This window comes from Microbulbifer mixtoriginis (SeqCode), assembly GCF_052466695.1.
This window is the reverse complement of record NZ_CP174285.1, coordinates 3,332,806-3,350,057: the sequence shown is the minus strand read 5'-3', so window position 1 is coordinate 3,350,057 and position 17,252 is coordinate 3,332,806. Positions and strand designations below refer to the sequence as shown.

The following is a 17,252-nucleotide window of genomic DNA, read 5'->3' as shown; positions in this document are numbered from 1 at the left end:
TTTTTATTGTGTTAAAGGATGTTGTTTATGGAAAAGAATATAAGCAGATACGCCTTTTTTCTGAGAAAGTCCACCTTATAAATGATAGAGCAAAGAGTTTCAGAGGTTCAGCACCTACAGAAGAAACGGCAATGGAGCTGGCGGAAGAGCTTGTGAAATTTAAAAGAGCCGAGTTTTATTTCTGCCCACAAATGCTTGATTTTGTGGTCGGGGCTTACAATGAATTTTTAGTAAAAAGGGCCGGCAGTTAGATGAAATGAGAATAGGTATAGTCAGTCATAAGCTATAGTTATTTTTGTGCCCCCTACTGTTAGTTAGGGGCACATTGGTTACTGTGCTATATCGACCATATTGTTGTTGCCAATTTGAGATACAAGTACTGATTGACTGTTACCATTTTGGGTGGCTAGTAGTGCATTAGCATCGCCACTTTGAAAAGCTTGAAATGAACTACCGATACCCATTGCGGATATATTTGCAATGTTAGAAGTACCCAGCTGTACAGTGAAGGCTTTGTGGTTAGAGCCGGTTTGATTGTGAATTGCTATATTCCCATCTCCGTCCTGCCAGAGGCTGCTTTCATTATGATCAGTGGTTTGAAAAACATTAAAAGTATTACCGCTACCACTCTGATGTGAATAAGATCTGTTTGAGTCGCCATTCAGTTGTGTGCATGGCGTCGTTGGAATCACCGAGTTGATGTATTTCAACTACACTATTTTCTGTTAGATGTTGGGCTGCATTTAAAGAATGATTTTGGCCGAATTGACTGACAACAATTATGTCGTTGACGCTAATAAATTGATCCAACATTCCACTATGGCTTACTCCGGTTTGAAGGACTAATGCACTACTATTGTTCGTGAATGATTGTTTTGTTTCTATGTTTTGCTTATTCAAGACTTGTTGAATCGTGACAGAGGAGTTTATTGAGTTGTCCTGATGCGATACTGCGGTATTCATCTCGCCGCTCTGGCTATGAATAATGGTTCCTGACTCGCTCTTTGTTGATTGTTTGGTGTGGCTAGAGTTGTTGTTACCAAGCTGAAATATCTCAATGGTATTATTTGTGGCTGTTGGATTATTTTGATCGGCAGTTGCTGAGTTATTAGCCCCTGCCTGAATAACTGTTAAGGTATTGTTGCTGGCGGTAACATCATTATTGGAAATCGCTAAAATAATACAAGTAGTGATGTAGCCTATTTTTTTCATCATTAGTTTCCTTATGAATCTACTGGTGATTAATGTAGATTTTTTGCCTCAATAGAATTTCTTGAATGACAGTGAGCTTCACTAGCTTTATTGTTAAATACTGGTCGACAATATGGCTAACATCTTTGTGTGAAGGTGCTGAATGGTTACAAGTGTTGGCTGGTTTCTTGCATTTTTCACTAAGAATTAAGCACTAATTTATTAGGAAATAAGTTTTTGACTCTATTTTTTATTCTGGCACTTCATGTGCCAGAAAGGCAGTAACTTTAATTCTTCAGTTGATCTTGGCTTATAAAATTGAAAAGCTAGTGGTTAGCGTTAATCTACTGGTTAAATTCACCGCGTTCTTGCGTAGATTTCACTTCCTTTCATTGTCTCCTGGCAGCCATATGAAGCTGCCAAGTAGACTCAAACTTTCAAAAAGCCCTTAAAAATTCGCATAACCAGCTCCCTCTGATTTTTTGTGATCAATAATCGTGCAGTAAAAATGGTCGCCGGTCACTCCTCCCCACGCCTGCCGATTTTAGGTGCTCTTTTAGTTGATGAAATGAGATTGGCGGTGAGGGCCTGAGCTGGTGCGGGGTTTGGTTAAGAGTTGGATTTCACACTTTGAAGAGTTGGGAAGAAAGGTGAAGAAAGATTGCACGACCAAAAGGCTTGAGCGGCGGCAAAGTGTCAGCGTGATTTTGCGGTGACACCATGTTGACACTTTGGGGAAATATGGCGCCAATTTTTTAGAGAGGGGGAGAATTAAAAAACCCGCGAAAGCGAGTGCTTGCGCGGGTTTTAATATGGTGCCCGGAGGCGGAATCGAACCACCGACACGGGGATTTTCAATCCCCTGCTCTACCGACTGAGCTATCCGGGCTTTGCGATCTTGCTGGGCTTCCCCTGCGTCGCGAGGCGCGTATTAAAGCTTTATCGCGGGGCTGAGTCAACCCCTTGATTGTAAAAAGTTTTTTTTCTTTTACGGGGAGGCTTTGCGGAGCCTGTTTACTGCTGTTCTGGGGGCACGTAGCCGTCGGCTGCGTCGTACTCTCCACCGCTCAGGAACTTCATCATCTGCTCGCTCAGGTAGGCGCGGCTGGAGGGTTCCATCATGTTGAGGTGCTTTTCATTGATCAGCATAGTCTGGTGCGACATCCACTCCTGCCAGGCTTTTTTGGAAACATGCTCGAAGATATCGACGCCTTTGGGGCCGGGGAAGGGCGGTGCGTCCAGGCCTTCCAATTCCTCTTGGTACTTGCGGCAGAATACGGTTCTGGACATGGACTCCTCCTGGTTCTAGTCGGCCGTAGTTGGGGCGAGCAGGGGTGCCTGCAGCGCCAATAGTTGTTTTGCCAGCTTTACGATCGGGGCGGGTAGCCCCAGTTCCTGGGCCGCGCGGGCGCGGTTTAGTTGCCGCAGTTTATACCAGCCGGCGCCGCTCTCCGCCACCTGGGTGGAGACTTTGTCGAGCTGTACCCACAGCGGGGTAATATCCAGGTGGAAGTGAGTAAAGGTGTGGCGCAGCAGCGGCAGCGTTTGTATTTCACTGGCGCGCCAACGCTGTTGTTTGAGCCAAGCCTTGGCATCTTCTGCTTGGGGAGGGCACCAGAGGCCGCCCCAGATGCCGCTGGCGGGGCGCTGCTCTAGATAAATTTCGCCCTGGTATTCCAGCAGTAACAGGGTGGCGCTGCGCACCGGTTTTTCCTTGCGCGGTTTTTTGCCGGGGTAATCCTGCGGATTGCCTTGGGCGTGGGCCACACAGGATTTCTTTAACGGGCACTCTTCACAGCGGGGTTTGCTGCGGGTGCACAGGGTGGCACCCAGATCCATCATCACCTGGGTGTAATCGTTAACGCGTTTGTCCGGGGTGTAGGTCTCGGCCAGCTCCCACAATTGATTGGCCACGGCACTCTGTCCCGGCCAGCCTTCCACGGCGTGGAAGCGCGCCAGTACCCGTTTTACATTGCCATCCAGAATCGGCGCTCTGAGTCCCATGCTGATACTGGCGATAGCGCCTGCGGTGGAGCGGCCAATGCCGCTCAGTTCGACGAGCGCTTCTACATCCTGTGGAAATTCCCCACCGTGTTCCTGCAACACCGTCTGTGCACATTTATGTAAATTGCGCGCGCGGGCGTAATAACCGAGGCCGCTCCAGTGGGCCAGTACCTTATCCAGCGGCGCGGTGGCGAGGCTCTCCAGGGTGGGAAAGCTCTGCATAAAGCGCTCGAAGTAGGGGATCACCGCGCTGACCTGGGTCTGCTGCAGCATGATCTCGGAAACCCACACGCGATAGGGATTGATACTCTGCTGCCAGGGCAGGTCCTTGCGCCCGTGTTTGTCGAACCATTTGAGAACGGCGTTTTGGAACTGCTTTGGGGTCATGGAGATACTGCGGGCTGATGTTTGTGATGGAAACCTTGGGCTGTGCGCGGGGTAACCTTGGTGCACTTTGCTTTGAGCCTTAGCGGCTGAAGAGATTTTTCATGGTTTCTCTCAATTCGTCGACCTTTTCTTCTACCCAATCGCCATATTTTTTCTTGGTGTTGTATTGAAGCTCTTTTTTGCACTGGGTCTTCAAGGCGACTTATGTCGGGTGTTGCCGTATCTATATCTTCAAAGTCAGCCTTGCGGCGCTGTGGCAGCGGGTCGATGCGCTAGCGGGTTATAACGAGAGGGATACCGCCTGTGCGGCCAATGGAGGGGTAAACGCGCTATCAGATCAGCATTGATCAGTTGGAATTTGAGCGGAGGAGATTACTATCTGCCCGAAGCAGAAATTGTCTCTGCTAGACCCCCCGCCGGCTGCGAATAGCCTGGGGGAGCTTCCACTAGCGTTGCGGACACTGGGTGGACCGCTCTGGTGAAAATTCGGTGAGGGCAGGCTTTGCTGCCCATCTTATCTAGCTCAGGCTGAGTAACACTGTGAAGACCTGGGCTTAGCCCTCAGACCTGAATACCCTCTTCCGGCACATAGAAATAGCCGACAAAGTGATAATTTGTGGCAGCCATACCATAGTTATGGTTTGCCGTCTCCAGCTGCTTGGGCAGAATCACAAAACCGGGCCCGTAGTTTTTCACTCCGTGAGCGCCTGGTTTGTGCGTCCAGTAGCCGGTTTCCGGGTCCCGTCGGTACCAGTGGTGATCGGTTGTGGACTTATACAGGGCAACACAGTAATAACCCTTGGTGAAAGGCGGGGGATTGTTTGCTGGGGCGTTGGCTACATAGGCCATCCCATCGCGTTTGGCGCCCTCAATCAGGCGGTCATTATCCAAGCCCGCGACATAGCCGGAGTTGGAGCCAGGGTCTGGCTTGCCCTTGTGGGGCTTCTCGCAGTTTGCGGCCCAGGCATAGCAGTTCACGTGGTGGTTACCCCAGGCCTCCTCTGCAGGTGTGTTTTTCGCAGCGCTAGTCACCAGCTTGGTGATCACCTGTTTGGATTTATTGTCTTGCGCTCGTTGCATTAATGGCATTTGTTATTCCCTTTATATGGCCGATCAAGCTTGTACTGATCTTGGGAAAAGAAAGTGCAAGTAATAAGGAAATTGTCGCGCAATGGGAAAAAATATAAATAAAGGTAAAAGATGGCCGGGGTGATGTAGAAGCACCTGATGACAGCTCCCGGCACCGGCTAGGGGCCGCGTTAAGTAAATCGCACTAACCCCGTTCTTTAACGGTTTATTCGCACTCTATGCGCTTCGCGGTCATTGGTTGCTGCAATTTAGCGCGGTATTTTTGTCGTGGCTTTGGCGCTTTGGCGCTTTGGAGAGGATTCGGAGATGGAATAGCGTGCAATATTGGGGGCGGGGTTACGCACCGGGCGAAACCCGGTGCGGCTTACATTAACGGCCGAAAAGATTTTTTAGTTTTTCTTTTAGTTCGTCGACTTTTTCTTCCACCTTATCGCCATATTTTTTCTTGGCTTTGTATTTCAGCTCTTCGCGCACCAAGTCGTCGAGGCGGCGGCTGTCGGGTTTACAGGTTGTTGGACCCACATCGTCGAAGTCGCCTTTGCAGCGCAGTGGCAGCGGGCGGTTGCGCCAGCGTTTGTTTTTTACGGTGCAGCCATCCGCGGAGGTGCTCTCACCCACTAGAGCGAGGCCGAGGGCGAAGTCGAAATCCTGTTTCTTCAGGTCCACCTCGCCATCGCCGGTCATGGCGATATTCTCGATGCCGGCGAGAATCTCGGTCACTTTTACTTCGTCCCCTTTCACCGCGATTGTGGCACGCACATCTTGCAGATCGGTCTGGGCGGGCCAGTTTCTCTCCGGCAGTGGAGTATTCTCGGCGTAGCTGAACAGCTGGCACATGCTCTTCTCCAGGTTGAAGGGCGCTATGGACAGCTCTTTACTGGACACATTGACGGCGGCGCGCAGGTTCTGCTGCAGATCTGTGGAGGTCTTGCCCTTGGTCTGCCCGTCCCAGTTGACACTGGCTTCGCCGGCCACCTGCACTTTTTCATTGGGGAACAGTGCCTTCTGGACCTTGCCGATATCTACACCGACAAGGCCGCCGCGCACCTGTCCCTCTGCGGTCTGGGCGCGAGCATTGAACTGGCCGTTGCTATTGAGCTGGCCGCCGTAGAGGTCGGCGCTGAGTTTTTGCAGCTGGTAGAGACCGTTATCCACGGTGAGTAGAATTTCGGGGCTGTCCAGCTGTAGGCCGGCGGCCTGTAACTGGTCCAGGGCCAGGTTGATATTGGCGTTAAAGCCACGCAGATCGCTCAGAGGTAGGGGCTCGGCGGATACCTGTTGGGCACCGGCTTTGGTGGTGGCTTTCTTTTCTGTCTGTTGGGCACTCAGGGTCTCCGCGGAAGTTGGGGTCTGGGTAGACTCTACACTCTGTGCGGTGGCTTCAGTAGAGGGCGCCTTGGTAGTTGACTCTCCACTGGTTTTTTCGTCCTGCTTACCACCTTTTTCATTGGCGGGTGGCAAGTAGTTGTCCAGATTGAAAGCGCCACCGCGCAGACTCAGATCTAACCCCGGCATCTCCGCATTGCGCAGCTGGGCGTTGCCGTTAAAGGTGGTGCCGTCGAGCTGCAGTTGCAGAGGGGTCAGGTTGATCTTTTGTTCGGTGCCTTCGATGCTGGCTTCGATACTCAGCTTTTGCAGTGCGGCGCTATCGCGGGTCACTACTTCACTGCCGGTCAGCTCCAGCCAGGGGCGCAGGGGATCGGCGCTGGCGTTTAGATTCATCTGCACGCGCCAGGGCTGGTTGCCGTTGTCGCGGCGGACATAGCCGCGCAGGTGCATCGTGGCTTTGGCGTTGTTGTCGGAGGTGAGCACCAGCTGCAGAGGTTGCAGGCGCAGGCCGTTGAGGCCTTCATCCAGGGCCAGGGTGCTATCCATTTTGAGTTTGAGCGGGTAACGTAAGTCGCTGCCTGTCACGCTGGCATCGGCGTTGAGTCGCCCAGGCTCGCCGCCGGGCACCAAGTTGTCGGCGGTTATGCTCAAGTTTTCAACCTTGTAGGCCTTGCCGCTGCGGGCGTCACTGTAAGAGAGCAGGCCTTTTTCAATACGCAGTTTATCCAGGCTGAGCTCAACCTGTTGCGCGGCAGGCTCTTGCGTTTCCTTGGGAATCTCCAGCTTGGGTGGCTGTTTTTTCTTTGCCTCCAGAGCCTCACTGATCAGCTCCCAATTACCGCGCCCCTCTTTGTCCACGGAGAGTTCGATCTGCGGTGCCACTAGCACGATTTCCTCGGCTTCCACGCGGCGCTGCAGCAGTGGCTTGAGGGCCACACCCACGGCGATTTTGTCGGCGCGCACCAGGGTCTCTTTCGGCAGCTGCAATGGCGCCATGGTGACATCATCTAATTGCAGCCCCAATTTGGGCCACAGCTGCCAACCGATATCGCCCTGGAGTTGCAGGGAAATGCCCTGTTTGGCGGCGAGTTTTTCCAGTTGCGGCTTGTATTGATTGATGTCGAGGCCGGCCAACAGCCAGGCGACAGCGCCGGCGAGTAGCAGGAAAACGACCAATAGAGCGATAAATGTGCGCTTGATCCAGGCCATGGAGTGGATTGTCCCTGTGTTTTTTTAGAAGGTACGTCGAGCGTGTAGTAATACTTCAGACGCCGCGGTGGGGGTTGATGTTCCCACAGGTGTTCACCGAGAGCCTATCCGGGAAGTGTAGGAGATGCAGCCCCGCGGAGCTGGGTGCGCCGCGGGGCCATTGAAGCAGTTGTGGCTTAGAAAATAAACCGCACGCCGGCTTCGATACTGCGGCCTGGTGCCGGGGCATAGTCGCGCAGCAGAGAGGTGGAATTGCGGATTTCTTCGTCGAGTAGGTTGCGGGCGCTGGCGAAGAGCACCGCGTCGCTGCCGCCGATATTGAGGTTGTACTCGGCGCTCAGATCCATACGAGTGTAGCCATCGGTGGGCTCCTCATAGGCACCGGCGCGGTCCTGGTCCGCCGCCTGTACGGTGCGCCACTCCCAGCCCCACTGATCGTACTCGGCCCCCAGGGCCAGGCCCATACGCAGCGGCGGCATACGTGGTACATCGGAGCTTTCGCCGGCGATGGCATCATCGAAGCTGGCACGCACCATATCGCCAAACAAGGTGACATAGTGGCCTCCCTGTAAGGGGAAGGTCACCGAGGCCTCGGCACCGTAGAAAGTTGCATCGCGGTTGGCATAGGCATAGACCGGTAATTCCTCTTCCTCACCGCCGGTGTTTTGCGCGTAGATATAGTCACCGATCTGGTTGTAGAACACACTGGCCTCAATACGCGTAGCGTGCCAGCCGTTGGCGGCTTCGTTGTGGTGGTGATAACCCAGTTCCAGGTTAACGCCGTTCTCTTTATCCAGCTGGTTGTTGCCCAAGAGGTAGCGGGATTCTGCCAGGTGCGCTCCGTCGGCAAACAGCTCCTCGGCCACGGGCGCGCGCTCGGAGTGGGTAGCGCCGAAACTGATATGCTGGTGCTCGGCGAGGAAGTACTGCAGCGTCGCGCTGGCGCCGATCAGGTTGTAATCGCGGTCGCTGGCGGTTTCCGGATCTATATCCACTCGCTCCAGGCGGGCGCCCAGATCTAGGTGCCAGTTACCCCACTCGCGCTCTTTCATGGTGAAAAAGCCAGCGCTGCGGGTGCGTGAGGGCTGGATAAAGGCTTCGTCACCCACTGCGGCAAAGTCTTTGTCGGTCAATTGCAGGCCGTAGGCACCGCGCCAGCCGTTGCCGGCATCGTGGGTTATTTCAACCCGGCTCTCCCAGGCTTCGTTGGTGAAGCGGGTGCCCGGATTACCGGCATCCAGCTCCACATGCTCATAATCGTTGTAGCCGATGCGCAGGCTCAGTTTGTCCCAGTAATCGCCGTCGAAGCGGTGCTCACCTTTCAGGTCATAGCGGGTTTGCACCAGGTCGATACGTACCGCATCGATCTCACCGGCCTCGGCGTGCTCCTCGTGTTCATCATGGTCGTGATCATCGTGGTCTTCACCCGCATGATCCTCATCGTCATGGTGATGCTCATGGGTGCCCAGGGGGATGCCGTAATTGTTTTCCAGTCGGTTTACGGAGAAACCGATAAAGCCGCTGTCGGTGATCCAGGAAACGCCACCGCTATAGCTGTGGGCGCGGGCATTGGTGTTGCCCACGAAGCCATCGGTGTTGAACGCCTCTTCGTGTTCGCCTTCTTCGCCGGCGTGCTCTTCATGATCATGGTGTTCTTCATGTTCACCGTGCTCAACGATAGCGAGACCCGGGATTTCGGTATTGTCATTTTCCCGGTAGACACCGTCCACATACCAGGCCAGCTGCCCGGCGCCACCGGTGAAGCGAAATACCGAGGCATCCTGATTGTCGGCGCTATTGTGGCGCAGCTCTACCGCGCCTTCCACTTTCTCGGGCACGGCGGTGGGGATGCGTCCGTCGGTAATATTCACCACACCGCCCACGGCGCCGCTGCCGTAACGCAGGGCGGCGGGGCCGCGCAGTATCTCAATGCGCTCGGCCAGTAGGGGTTCGATGCTGGCGGCATGATCGGCGCTGGTATTGGAGGCGTCGGACACATCCAGGTTGTCACTGAGTATTTTTACCCGGTTGGCGCTTTGGCCGCGGATAACCGGCAGGCCCACGCCGCTGCCGAAGGAGGCATTGGCGACGCCGGGCTGGTCTTGCAAAGTCTGGCCCAGGGTTGCGGCTGCTGATTTGCGCAGTGCGTCGCCGGAGAGAATAGAAACTGGTGCCGCCACAGCATCGGCGGGTTTATCCAGCGGCGATACGGTAACGTTGACCTCTTCCAAGGGCGAGTTGTATTCAGCGGCGTAAATAGTGGGCGCAGCCAGGCTGGCAATGGCCAGGGCCAGAGTATTGAACTTGATCATTTGTTTTTTTATGTCCTGTCACAGGCGGATGCTGCCGTACGCGCACAGGCGCGGGCATCCACAAAATAAATTGTTGGTTTTTTTAGGGTTAGCTGAGAGACAGGGACAGGGGAGGGGCGCGCGCGCTCTGGCGTTCCGGTTGGCGATCGCGCGCTGCTAGCGCAGAGGGCCAGTTGTAGTGACTTTGGGGCTCAGCCTGAACGAGCAGTGGCTCGCTGCCGAGTGCTGCGGGTGAATGCATGCAGCACAGGTCACACAGTTCCACCTGGCTGTTACCAAGATGGAAGTGCTCCGCCCACAGCGGCTGAGCTGCTACTAATGCAAGTAGCAGGAACAGGCTGGCCCAGTAATGGGATTTTCGGCGCTTTAAGGTAACCATACCGCGCATGATAGGTACTTACGGTTACGAATCAAGTTTCATCTGACACTAGCGAACCACAGAGGGCATCATTCATCTTATAATCTGCGCCCTCTGTCTTATTGCTCATAAAAGGAACGCTTTCGATGCGCAAGGCTAGCGTCACCCGCGACACACTGGAAACCAAGATTCAAGTCAGCGTCAATCTGGACGGCCAGGGGCACGGCCAGTTTGCTACCGGCGTTCCTTTTCTCGAGCATATGCTCGATCAAATTGCCCGTCATGGCATGATCGACATGGATATTCATTGTGATGGGGATATCCATATCGACGACCACCATACGGTGGAAGATATCGGCATTACCCTCGGCAAGGCCATTACTCAGGCTCTGGGGGACAAGAAGGGGATGACCCGTTACGGCCACAGTTATGTCCCCCTGGATGAAGCTCTCTCCCGCGTGGTGATCGATTTTTCCGGCCGCCCCGGTCTGGTGATGGATGTGCCTTTTACCCAGAAACGCATCGGTAATTTTGATACCGAGTTGTTCTATGAATTCTTCCAGGGCTTCGTCAACCACGCATTGGTAACAGTACATATCGATTGCCTGCGCGGCCACAACGCCCACCATCAGGTAGAGACGGTATTCAAGGCCTTCGGCCGCGCCCTGCGCATGGCGCTCACCCTGGACCCGCGCATGGCTGGCACCATGCCCTCTACCAAGGGGGTGTTGTGATGGGCAAAATCGCGGTCCTCGATTACGGCATGGGCAACCTGCACTCGGTTGCCAGTGCTCTGGATAAGGTGGCGCCGGAAGCCGAAGTGGTACTGGCGCAAACCCCGCAGCAGGCCCAGGGGGCAGAGCGCTTATTAGTGCCGGGTGTGGGCGCCATTCGCGACTGTATGGCGGGATTTGTTGACGCGGGCTTTGCGCCGTTGCTCAAAGACGCTATCGCCGCGGGTACACCGGTATTGGGTATCTGCGTGGGTATGCAAATCATGATGCGCCACAGCGAGGAGAATAACGGTATCGATTGCCTGGATATCTTCCCGCAACCGGTGAAGTTTTTTGGCAAGGATCTGCCGCGAGTTGCCGCGGGTGAACGTTTAAAGGTTCCACATATGGGGTGGAACCGGGTGCAACAAACCCGCGAGCATCCACTGTGGGCCGGTATCGCCGACGGCAGCCGTTTCTACTTTGTGCACAGTTACTATGTGCCGGCTGATGATAATCGGGATCTGACTGGGCGCACCGATTATGGTGTCCCCCTGGCGGCTGCGGTGGCGCGTGAGAATATCTTCGCCACCCAGTTCCACCCGGAAAAGAGCGCCGAAACTGGCCTGCAATTACTAAAGAACTTTGTCAGCTGGAATGGCCGGGCCTAAGCCCAGCAGACCTTTCCTGACATCAATAACTACCGCCGACGAAAGACAGAGCATGATTGTAATTCCCGCTATCGACTTAAAAGACGGCCAGTGTGTGCGCCTGCGCCAGGGCGAGATGGACGACGCCACCGTATTTTCCGATGATCCCCTGGCTACCGCCCAGCACTGGGTGGACCAAGGGGCCAAGCGCTTGCACTTGGTCGACTTGAATGGTGCCTTTGCAGGCAATCCAGTCAACGGTGAAGCTGTAACTGCCATTGCCAAGCAATTTCCCACATTGCCGGTACAGATTGGCGGTGGCATCCGCGACTTGCATACTATCGAGCGCTATCTGGATGCCGGTGTGACATGGGCCATTATCGGCACCGCTGCGGTGAAACAGCCGAAACTGGTCGAGGAGGCCTGCCGCGAATTCGAAGGCCACGTTATCGTCGGGCTTGACGCCAAAGATGGCCTGGTGGCCACTGAGGGCTGGGCCGAGGTGTCAGAGCTAAAGGCCACCGAGCTGGCCAAGCGCTTCGCGGATTGTGGTGTCAGCTCCATTGTGTACACCGATATCGCTCGCGACGGCATGATGCAGGGCGTCAATATCGAGGCCACTCTGGAAATGGCCCGTGCGGTACAGGTGCCGATAATCGCCTCCGGTGGTGTCAGCAGCATTGAGGATATCGAGCAGCTGTTGGAAACCGGTGAGATCTACGGCGCGATTACCGGCAGGGCGATTTATGAGGACAAGCTGGATCTGCGCGCGGCGCAGCAGCTCTGCGATCAACGGAGCAAGTAATGGCACTGGCGAAACGTATTATTCCCTGCCTCGATGTCGATGCCGGGCGCGTGGTAAAGGGCGTTAATTTTGTCGATATCCGCGATGCCGGCGACCCGGTGGAGATTGCCCGCCGCTACAACGAGGCGGGTGCGGATGAAGTTACCTTTCTCGATATCACCGCTACTCATGAGCAGCGCGACACCCTACTGCACACCGTGGAAAAAATGGCCCACGAGGTGTTTATTCCACTTACCGTGGGTGGCGGTGTACGTACCCTGCAGGATATCCGCAACCTGTTAAATGCCGGCGCAGACAAGACCGCGATCAACTCCGCAGCGGTGAAAAATCCCGAGTTTGTGCGTGAGGCCGCAGAGCGTTTTGGCAGCCAGTGCATCGTAGTGGCGATTGACGCCAAACAGGTGGGGGAGAACCGCTGGGAAATATTCACCCATGGCGGGCGCCAGCCCACCGGCATAGACGCTGTGGCCTGGGCTCGGCAGATGGCGGAGTTGGGTGCTGGGGAAATACTGCTCACCAGTATGGACCGAGATGGCACCAAGAACGGTTTTGATTTGGCCCTGACCCGCGCGGTCAGCGAGGCGGTGCCAGTGCCGGTCATTGCCTCCGGTGGCGTCGGCAATCTCCAGCACCTGGCCGAAGGTGTTCTGCAGGGCGGCGCCGATGCGGTGCTGGCGGCCAGTATCTTCCACTTTGGAGAATACAGCATCGCCGAAGCCAAGGCGTTTATGCAGGAAGCGGGAATAGAGATGCGAGTTTAGCCTGCGGGCTGACGATCGCGGAGGCTTGATGTCACTGCTGGGGCGGATGCGCTGGCGGCGGGCTTGAGCCCGCCGCGCGCCAGTTACTACTGTTTATCTGCGCGGGCAAAGCGTTCGCGCAGACCCCGGTCCCTGTGAGCGTAGAGATTCAGCCCTTTAAGTACATTGAGTGCTTCGAAGATCTGGTTGTCGCGATCCATCCAATTGTCGCGCTCTCCCTCTTCCCGTTCCCGCGCGCGGTCTTCCGAGGTGCGATCAGCCCCGCCGTTGCCATTGTTCAAATGGCCGGCCAGGTCCGCCTCGGTGGGGCGCTGCATATCTTTCAAACGGGTGATCTTGGCCCTTTCCACAACAATATCTGGCGTGATGCCCTGGGCCTGGATGGAGCGGCCATTAGGGGTGTAGTAGAGCGCGGTGGTGAGTTTGATGGCGCGTTCGCTATTGATAGGTATCACGGTCTGTACCGAGCCCTTGCCGAAGCTGTCGGTGCCCATCACCACGGCGCGGCGATGGTCCTGCAGGGCTCCGGCGACAATTTCCGCCGCCGAGGCGGAGCCGGCATTAATTAGCACTACCAGCGGGGCGCCTTCGGTGAGGTCGCCGGGTTCGGCGGAGTAACTCAGGTTGGCAGCCTCATTGCGGCCTTCGGTGTAGACCACCAGCCCTTCCTCAAGGAAGGCGTCGGCCACTTCTACCGAAGACTGCAGCACGCCGCCGGGGTTGTTGCGCAGATCGATAATCAGGCCTTTGAGCGCCCCTTTCTTTTGAAGTTTGATCAGCTCTTCCGCCACATCGGCGCCGGTATCCAACTGAAACTGGCTGATGCGCAGATAACCGTAGCCTTCATCGAGCACCTTGCTGCGCACACTGCGCACGCGCACGGTGTCCCGCTTGAGGGTGACGTCGAAGGGCTGTTTGCGGCCCTTGCGGGCGATAGTCAGGGTGACGCTACTGCCTTTGGGGCCGCGCATCCATTCCACCGCCTCATCGAGGCCGACCCCCTTCATGGATTTGCCGGACAGGCGCAGTATCACATCACCGGCTCTGAGACCCGCGCGCGAGGCGGGAGTGTCATCCATGGGGGTGATCACAGTGATATGGTCATCTTCGATACCCACCTCAATCCCCAGGCCGGCAAATTCGCCGGTGGTGTTGGCCTGTAGATCGTCGAAAGAGCGGCGGTCCAGGTAGGAGGAGTGGGGATCGAGTCCTTGCAGCATACCTTTGATGGCGTACTCCAATAGGGTGCGATCATCCACTTCTTCCACGTAGCCCTGACGGATCTGTTCGAACACCTTGGCGAAGCTGCGCAGGTCTTCGAGGGGGAGGCGCCCGCTGTTCTCGGTGGCGAGATTGGGTTGTTGGCCACCTTCGCTGAGACCCATTAACGGCAGGGCTGTGAGGGCGGCGGCTCCGAGAAATGTGGTGAGCGCCTTGGAGATGAACATATTGTTGTGACCTCTGCCTTATTTCTTCGCTGCTTTGCGAAAGTGTAGACCGCAGAGATTGGCAGGGATTCTAATGCGCCGCCAAATTCTACTGTGCCACAGGCTTAGTCGTGAAAAGCCCAACTGCCTTACAACTCCCTTTTGCACTGGTACACAAGTCTGGCGTCAAGAGAAAAAATGGGCGTATCGTCGCAGAAGAGAGCGGCAAAGTGTCAGCCACGGCACCAGCCGGTGGGATCGCGGGCCTGGCCGCGATGGCGTATTTCAAAATAAAGCCCACTGTGGGTGAGGCCGCCACTGTTGCCTACCCGAGCGATAGTGTCACCGCTCTCCACCCACTCACCGACATTGCGGCTGAGGGATTGGTTGTGTGCATAGAGGCTCATATAGCCATCGCCATGATCGACAATCACCAGCATGCCGTGGCCGCGCAGGTAATCAGAAAAGACGACGCGCCCGCGGTGGATTGCCTGCACGGGCTCCCCCTCGGCGGCGCGAATAATCACCCCCTTCCAGCTGATTCCATTGGCGCGGCGCTGTCCATAAGCATTGGCGCGGCGGCCCTTGACCGGCCACTGTAATTTTCCCCGCTGCTTTGCGAAGGGTTTGTGTTGGTCCGGATTTACCAGGGTGGCGATTGCGCGCCCGACTTCATCGATCAGGGTCTGCAGGCGTTTTCGGTCCCCTTGCAGTTGCTTGAGTTCACCACCGCCATTGGCGAGCCGCGCCGCGAGTTTTTCCAGGGTGCGCTTGCGTGTTTGTTGCGCGCTGCGCAATTTGTCCTGGCGCTCCTGCAGCTGTGCCCGTTCCGCCTGCAGGCTATTGCGCTCGCGCTCGATCGAGGCGGAAACCGTTTCCAGCGAGGCGAGGGTTTGCAGGTAGTTGTCGATAACGCGGCTGCGTTCTTGGAGGAAGTAATCGTGGTAGCGAAGTTGGCGGGCGATATTCTGTGGATTTTGTTGGTTGAGAAGGAGCTTGATCTGTTCTTGTCGGCCCAGTCGGTAAGCGGCGGCGATCTCCTGCTCGACCCGCCGCTGCATACTTCGTCGCGCTTCTTGCAGCTGTTTCTGCTCTCGCTGCAGTTCGCGCAGCTTGTCCGTGCGGCTGCGCATATCCCGCTTGATCTGGTCTATGCGCTGGTACAGCCCGGAGATATCTTTCTCGTTCTCTTCCAGATCCTTGAGCAGCTGGTCGCGCTGGCCGCGCACCTGGTTGAGCTCCTGTTGCAGGGAGTCGATGCGCTGCTTGATTTCCGCGAGGCGTGCCTGCTGGTCCGCTTCCGCCTGGCTCCAGGCGGGCAGTGACAGCAGGGCAATCAGGAAGAGTACGAGAGTTTTCATCAGTCCATTTTTACCAAACTGTGGCCGGTCATTTCCGCCGGCTGTGGCAGATCCATCAACGCTAACATGGTTGGCGCCACATCCGCCAGACTGCCTCCGTCACACATTTGCACATTGCGTTCGCCGATGTATACAAAAGGCACCGGCAGGGTGGAGTGCTGGGTACTGACCTGGCCGGAGTTGGTGTCGAACATCTCTTCCACATTGCCGTGGTCGGCGGTGATCAGCACTTCGCCACCGGCACTCAGGGCTGCATTCACGACACGCTCAACACATTGGTCCAGGGCTTCTACCGCTTTTACCGCCGCTTCAAAAACACCGGTGTGGCCGACCATATCACCGTTGGCATAGTTGCAGATAATGGCGTCGTACTCGCCGCTCTCAATCGCCGCGACCAGCTTGTCGGTTACTTCCGGCGCGTTCATTTCCGGCTGCAGGTCGTAGGTGGCTACGTCCGGAGACTTGATCAGCTCGCGGGTTTCGCCGTTGTACGGCTCCTCGCGGCCGCCGCTGAAAAAGAAAGTCACGTGAGCGTATTTTTCGGTTTCGGCAATGCGCAGCTGGGTCTTGCCCTGGGCAGACAGATATTCACCGAGGGAATTCACCAGGTTTTCCGGTGGGAAAGCGCAGCTTGCGTGGATGTCTGCGGCGTATTCAGTGGTCATGACAAAGTCTGCCAGCTTGGGCTGGGCCTTGCGCTCGAAGCCGCTGAAGTCTGCTTCGGTAAAGGCGCGGGTCAGTTGGCGTGCGCGATCTGGGCGGAAGTTCATAAAGATCAGAGCATCGCCATCTTTGATGGGAGCGGGCTCGCCGATCACTGTCGGCGCAACGAATTCATCATTTTCACCGCGCTCATAGGCGGCGGCTAATCCCGCCAGGGCGTCAGTGGCTTTGTGTTCTGCGGTACCCAGGGTGAGCATGTCGTAGACAGATTCGGTGCGCTCCCAGCGCTGGTCGCGATCCATGGCAAAATAGCGGCCTGCCAAAGTGGCCATATGGGCATTGCCGACGGTGTCGCACACCTGCATCAGGCGCGCGATGGAGGGCTCGGCGCTGCGCGGCGGCGTGTCGCGGCCATCCAGGAAAGCGTGTACGTAAATGGCGCGGGCTCCGCGCTGGGCCGCCAGGGTCACCATCGCGACAATATGGTCCTCGTGGCTGTGTACGCCGCCCTCGGACAGCAGTCCCATAATATGTACCGCGCCGTTGTTGGCGATGGCCTTATCTACCGCAGCGGTGTAGGCGGTATTGCGGAAGAAGTCGCCGTCCTGAATGGCCTTATTGATACGGGTGAAATTTTGGTAAACCACACGGCCGGCTCCTAGGGTCATGTGTCCCACCTCGGAGTTACCCATCTGCCCTTCGGGCAGCCCCACCGCCATACCGGAGGTCTGGATCAGGGTCTTGGGGCGCGTCGCCCAGATTTTGTCCCACACTGGAGACTTCGCGGCGCGAATGGCGTTGTACTCGGCATTGTCGCTGTGGCCGAAGCCGTCCAGAATCAGCAGGACCAAGGGGCGTTTGTGCGGGGCTTGCGAAGCGGCCATAGCGACGGATTTCCTCTATCGGGTGGTTTGGATTGCGGACGCGGATTTTAACCCGTTCGGCCATCGTTTAACTACGTCGAATAGTGTTGGGTGAGTCCATTTGAGTCTA

16 protein-coding genes and 1 tRNA gene are annotated in these 17,252 nt (G+C 56.1%); 5 read left to right on the top strand and 12 right to left on the bottom strand.

What is annotated here, in order from left to right:
• Positions 1-8: 8 nt before the first annotated feature.
• A complete protein-coding gene (locus tag ACJJI0_RS14500; RefSeq protein WP_444883140.1) occupies positions 9-251 on the top strand; it encodes a hypothetical protein in 243 nt (80 codons plus the stop codon).
• 78 nt (positions 252-329) lie between these two features.
• Here the strand turns inward: ACJJI0_RS14500 and ACJJI0_RS14495 are convergent, their stop codons facing one another.
• The 9 genes from ACJJI0_RS14495 to ACJJI0_RS14455 all read right to left on the bottom strand — a co-directional run bounded on the left by ACJJI0_RS14495 (position 330) and on the right by ACJJI0_RS14455 (position 9,909).
• Positions 330-464 carry a curlin repeat-containing protein gene (locus tag ACJJI0_RS14495; RefSeq protein WP_444883139.1) on the bottom strand — a complete coding sequence of 45 codons (135 nt, stop codon included), beginning with the start codon at positions 462-464 and terminating at the stop codon, positions 330-332.
• A 157-nt stretch (positions 465-621) separates the two neighbouring features.
• Entirely contained in the window at positions 622-1,212 is a 591-nt protein-coding gene (locus ACJJI0_RS14490; RefSeq protein WP_444883138.1) for a hypothetical protein, read from the bottom strand.
• Between the two features lie 792 nt (positions 1,213-2,004).
• Positions 2,005-2,080, bottom strand: a tRNA-Phe gene (locus ACJJI0_RS14485).
• A 125-nt stretch (positions 2,081-2,205) separates the two neighbouring features.
• Positions 2,206-2,481 (bottom strand): oxidative damage protection protein, encoded by a 276-nt coding sequence (locus tag ACJJI0_RS14480; RefSeq protein WP_444883137.1) that lies wholly within the window; start codon positions 2,479-2,481, stop codon positions 2,206-2,208.
• A gap of 15 nt (positions 2,482-2,496) precedes the next feature.
• A complete protein-coding gene (gene mutY / locus ACJJI0_RS14475) occupies positions 2,497-3,582 on the bottom strand; it encodes an A/G-specific adenine glycosylase (RefSeq protein WP_444883136.1) in 1,086 nt (361 codons plus the stop codon).
• Positions 3,583-4,143: 561 nt separating this feature from the next.
• Positions 4,144-4,671: a hypothetical protein gene (locus ACJJI0_RS14470; RefSeq protein WP_252083777.1), complete on the bottom strand. Its 528-nt coding sequence runs from the start codon at positions 4,669-4,671 to the stop codon at positions 4,144-4,146.
• 369 nt (positions 4,672-5,040) lie between these two features.
• Complete coding sequence (locus ACJJI0_RS14465) at positions 5,041-7,209, bottom strand: AsmA family protein (protein ID WP_444883135.1); 2,169 nt, start codon at positions 7,207-7,209, stop codon at positions 5,041-5,043.
• A gap of 176 nt (positions 7,210-7,385) precedes the next feature.
• A complete protein-coding gene (locus ACJJI0_RS14460) occupies positions 7,386-9,521 on the bottom strand; it encodes a TonB-dependent receptor (RefSeq protein ID WP_444883134.1) in 2,136 nt (711 codons plus the stop codon).
• Positions 9,522-9,609: 88 nt separating this feature from the next.
• Positions 9,610-9,909: a hypothetical protein gene (locus ACJJI0_RS14455; protein ID WP_444883133.1), complete on the bottom strand. Its 300-nt coding sequence runs from the start codon at positions 9,907-9,909 to the stop codon at positions 9,610-9,612.
• A 116-nt stretch (positions 9,910-10,025) separates the two neighbouring features.
• Here ACJJI0_RS14455 and hisB point away from each other — a divergent pair, with 116 nt between their 5' ends.
• Genes hisB through hisF form a run of 4 tightly spaced genes read left to right on the top strand, consistent with a single transcriptional unit; the run spans position 10,026 to position 12,808 of the window.
• Entirely contained in the window at positions 10,026-10,613 is a 588-nt protein-coding gene (gene hisB, locus ACJJI0_RS14450) for an imidazoleglycerol-phosphate dehydratase HisB (protein ID WP_444883132.1), read from the top strand.
• Positions 10,613-11,263 carry an imidazole glycerol phosphate synthase subunit HisH gene (gene hisH / locus ACJJI0_RS14445; protein WP_444883131.1) on the top strand — a complete coding sequence of 217 codons (651 nt, stop codon included), beginning with the start codon at positions 10,613-10,615 and terminating at the stop codon, positions 11,261-11,263. Before hisB ends, hisH begins: the two co-directional genes overlap by 1 nt.
• A 52-nt stretch (positions 11,264-11,315) precedes the next feature.
• Positions 11,316-12,047, top strand: coding sequence for a 1-(5-phosphoribosyl)-5-[(5-phosphoribosylamino)methylideneamino]imidazole-4-carboxamide isomerase (gene hisA / locus ACJJI0_RS14440; RefSeq protein WP_444883130.1), 732 nt, complete (start codon positions 11,316-11,318; stop codon positions 12,045-12,047).
• The gene (gene hisF / locus ACJJI0_RS14435; RefSeq protein ID WP_444883129.1) at positions 12,047-12,808 is read left to right on the top strand and encodes an imidazole glycerol phosphate synthase subunit HisF; all 762 of its coding nucleotides are present in this window, start codon (positions 12,047-12,049) and stop codon (positions 12,806-12,808) included. The genes hisA and hisF overlap by 1 nt, the downstream gene beginning before the upstream one ends.
• An 86-nt stretch (positions 12,809-12,894) precedes the next feature.
• Here hisF and ACJJI0_RS14430 read toward each other — a convergent pair whose 3' ends face one another.
• From ACJJI0_RS14430 to gpmI, 3 genes are all read right to left on the bottom strand, one after another.
• On the bottom strand, positions 12,895-14,256 hold the full coding sequence (locus ACJJI0_RS14430) for a S41 family peptidase (protein WP_444883128.1): 1,362 nt from the start codon (positions 14,254-14,256) through the stop codon (positions 12,895-12,897).
• Positions 14,257-14,468: 212 nt separating this feature from the next.
• Positions 14,469-15,596, bottom strand: coding sequence for a murein hydrolase activator EnvC family protein (locus ACJJI0_RS14425; protein WP_444883127.1), 1,128 nt, complete (start codon positions 15,594-15,596; stop codon positions 14,469-14,471).
• Positions 15,596-17,143, bottom strand: coding sequence for a 2,3-bisphosphoglycerate-independent phosphoglycerate mutase (gpmI, locus tag ACJJI0_RS14420; protein WP_444883126.1), 1,548 nt, complete (start codon positions 17,141-17,143; stop codon positions 15,596-15,598). Before gpmI ends, ACJJI0_RS14425 begins: the two co-directional genes overlap by 1 nt.
• Positions 17,144-17,252 lie beyond the last annotated feature (109 nt).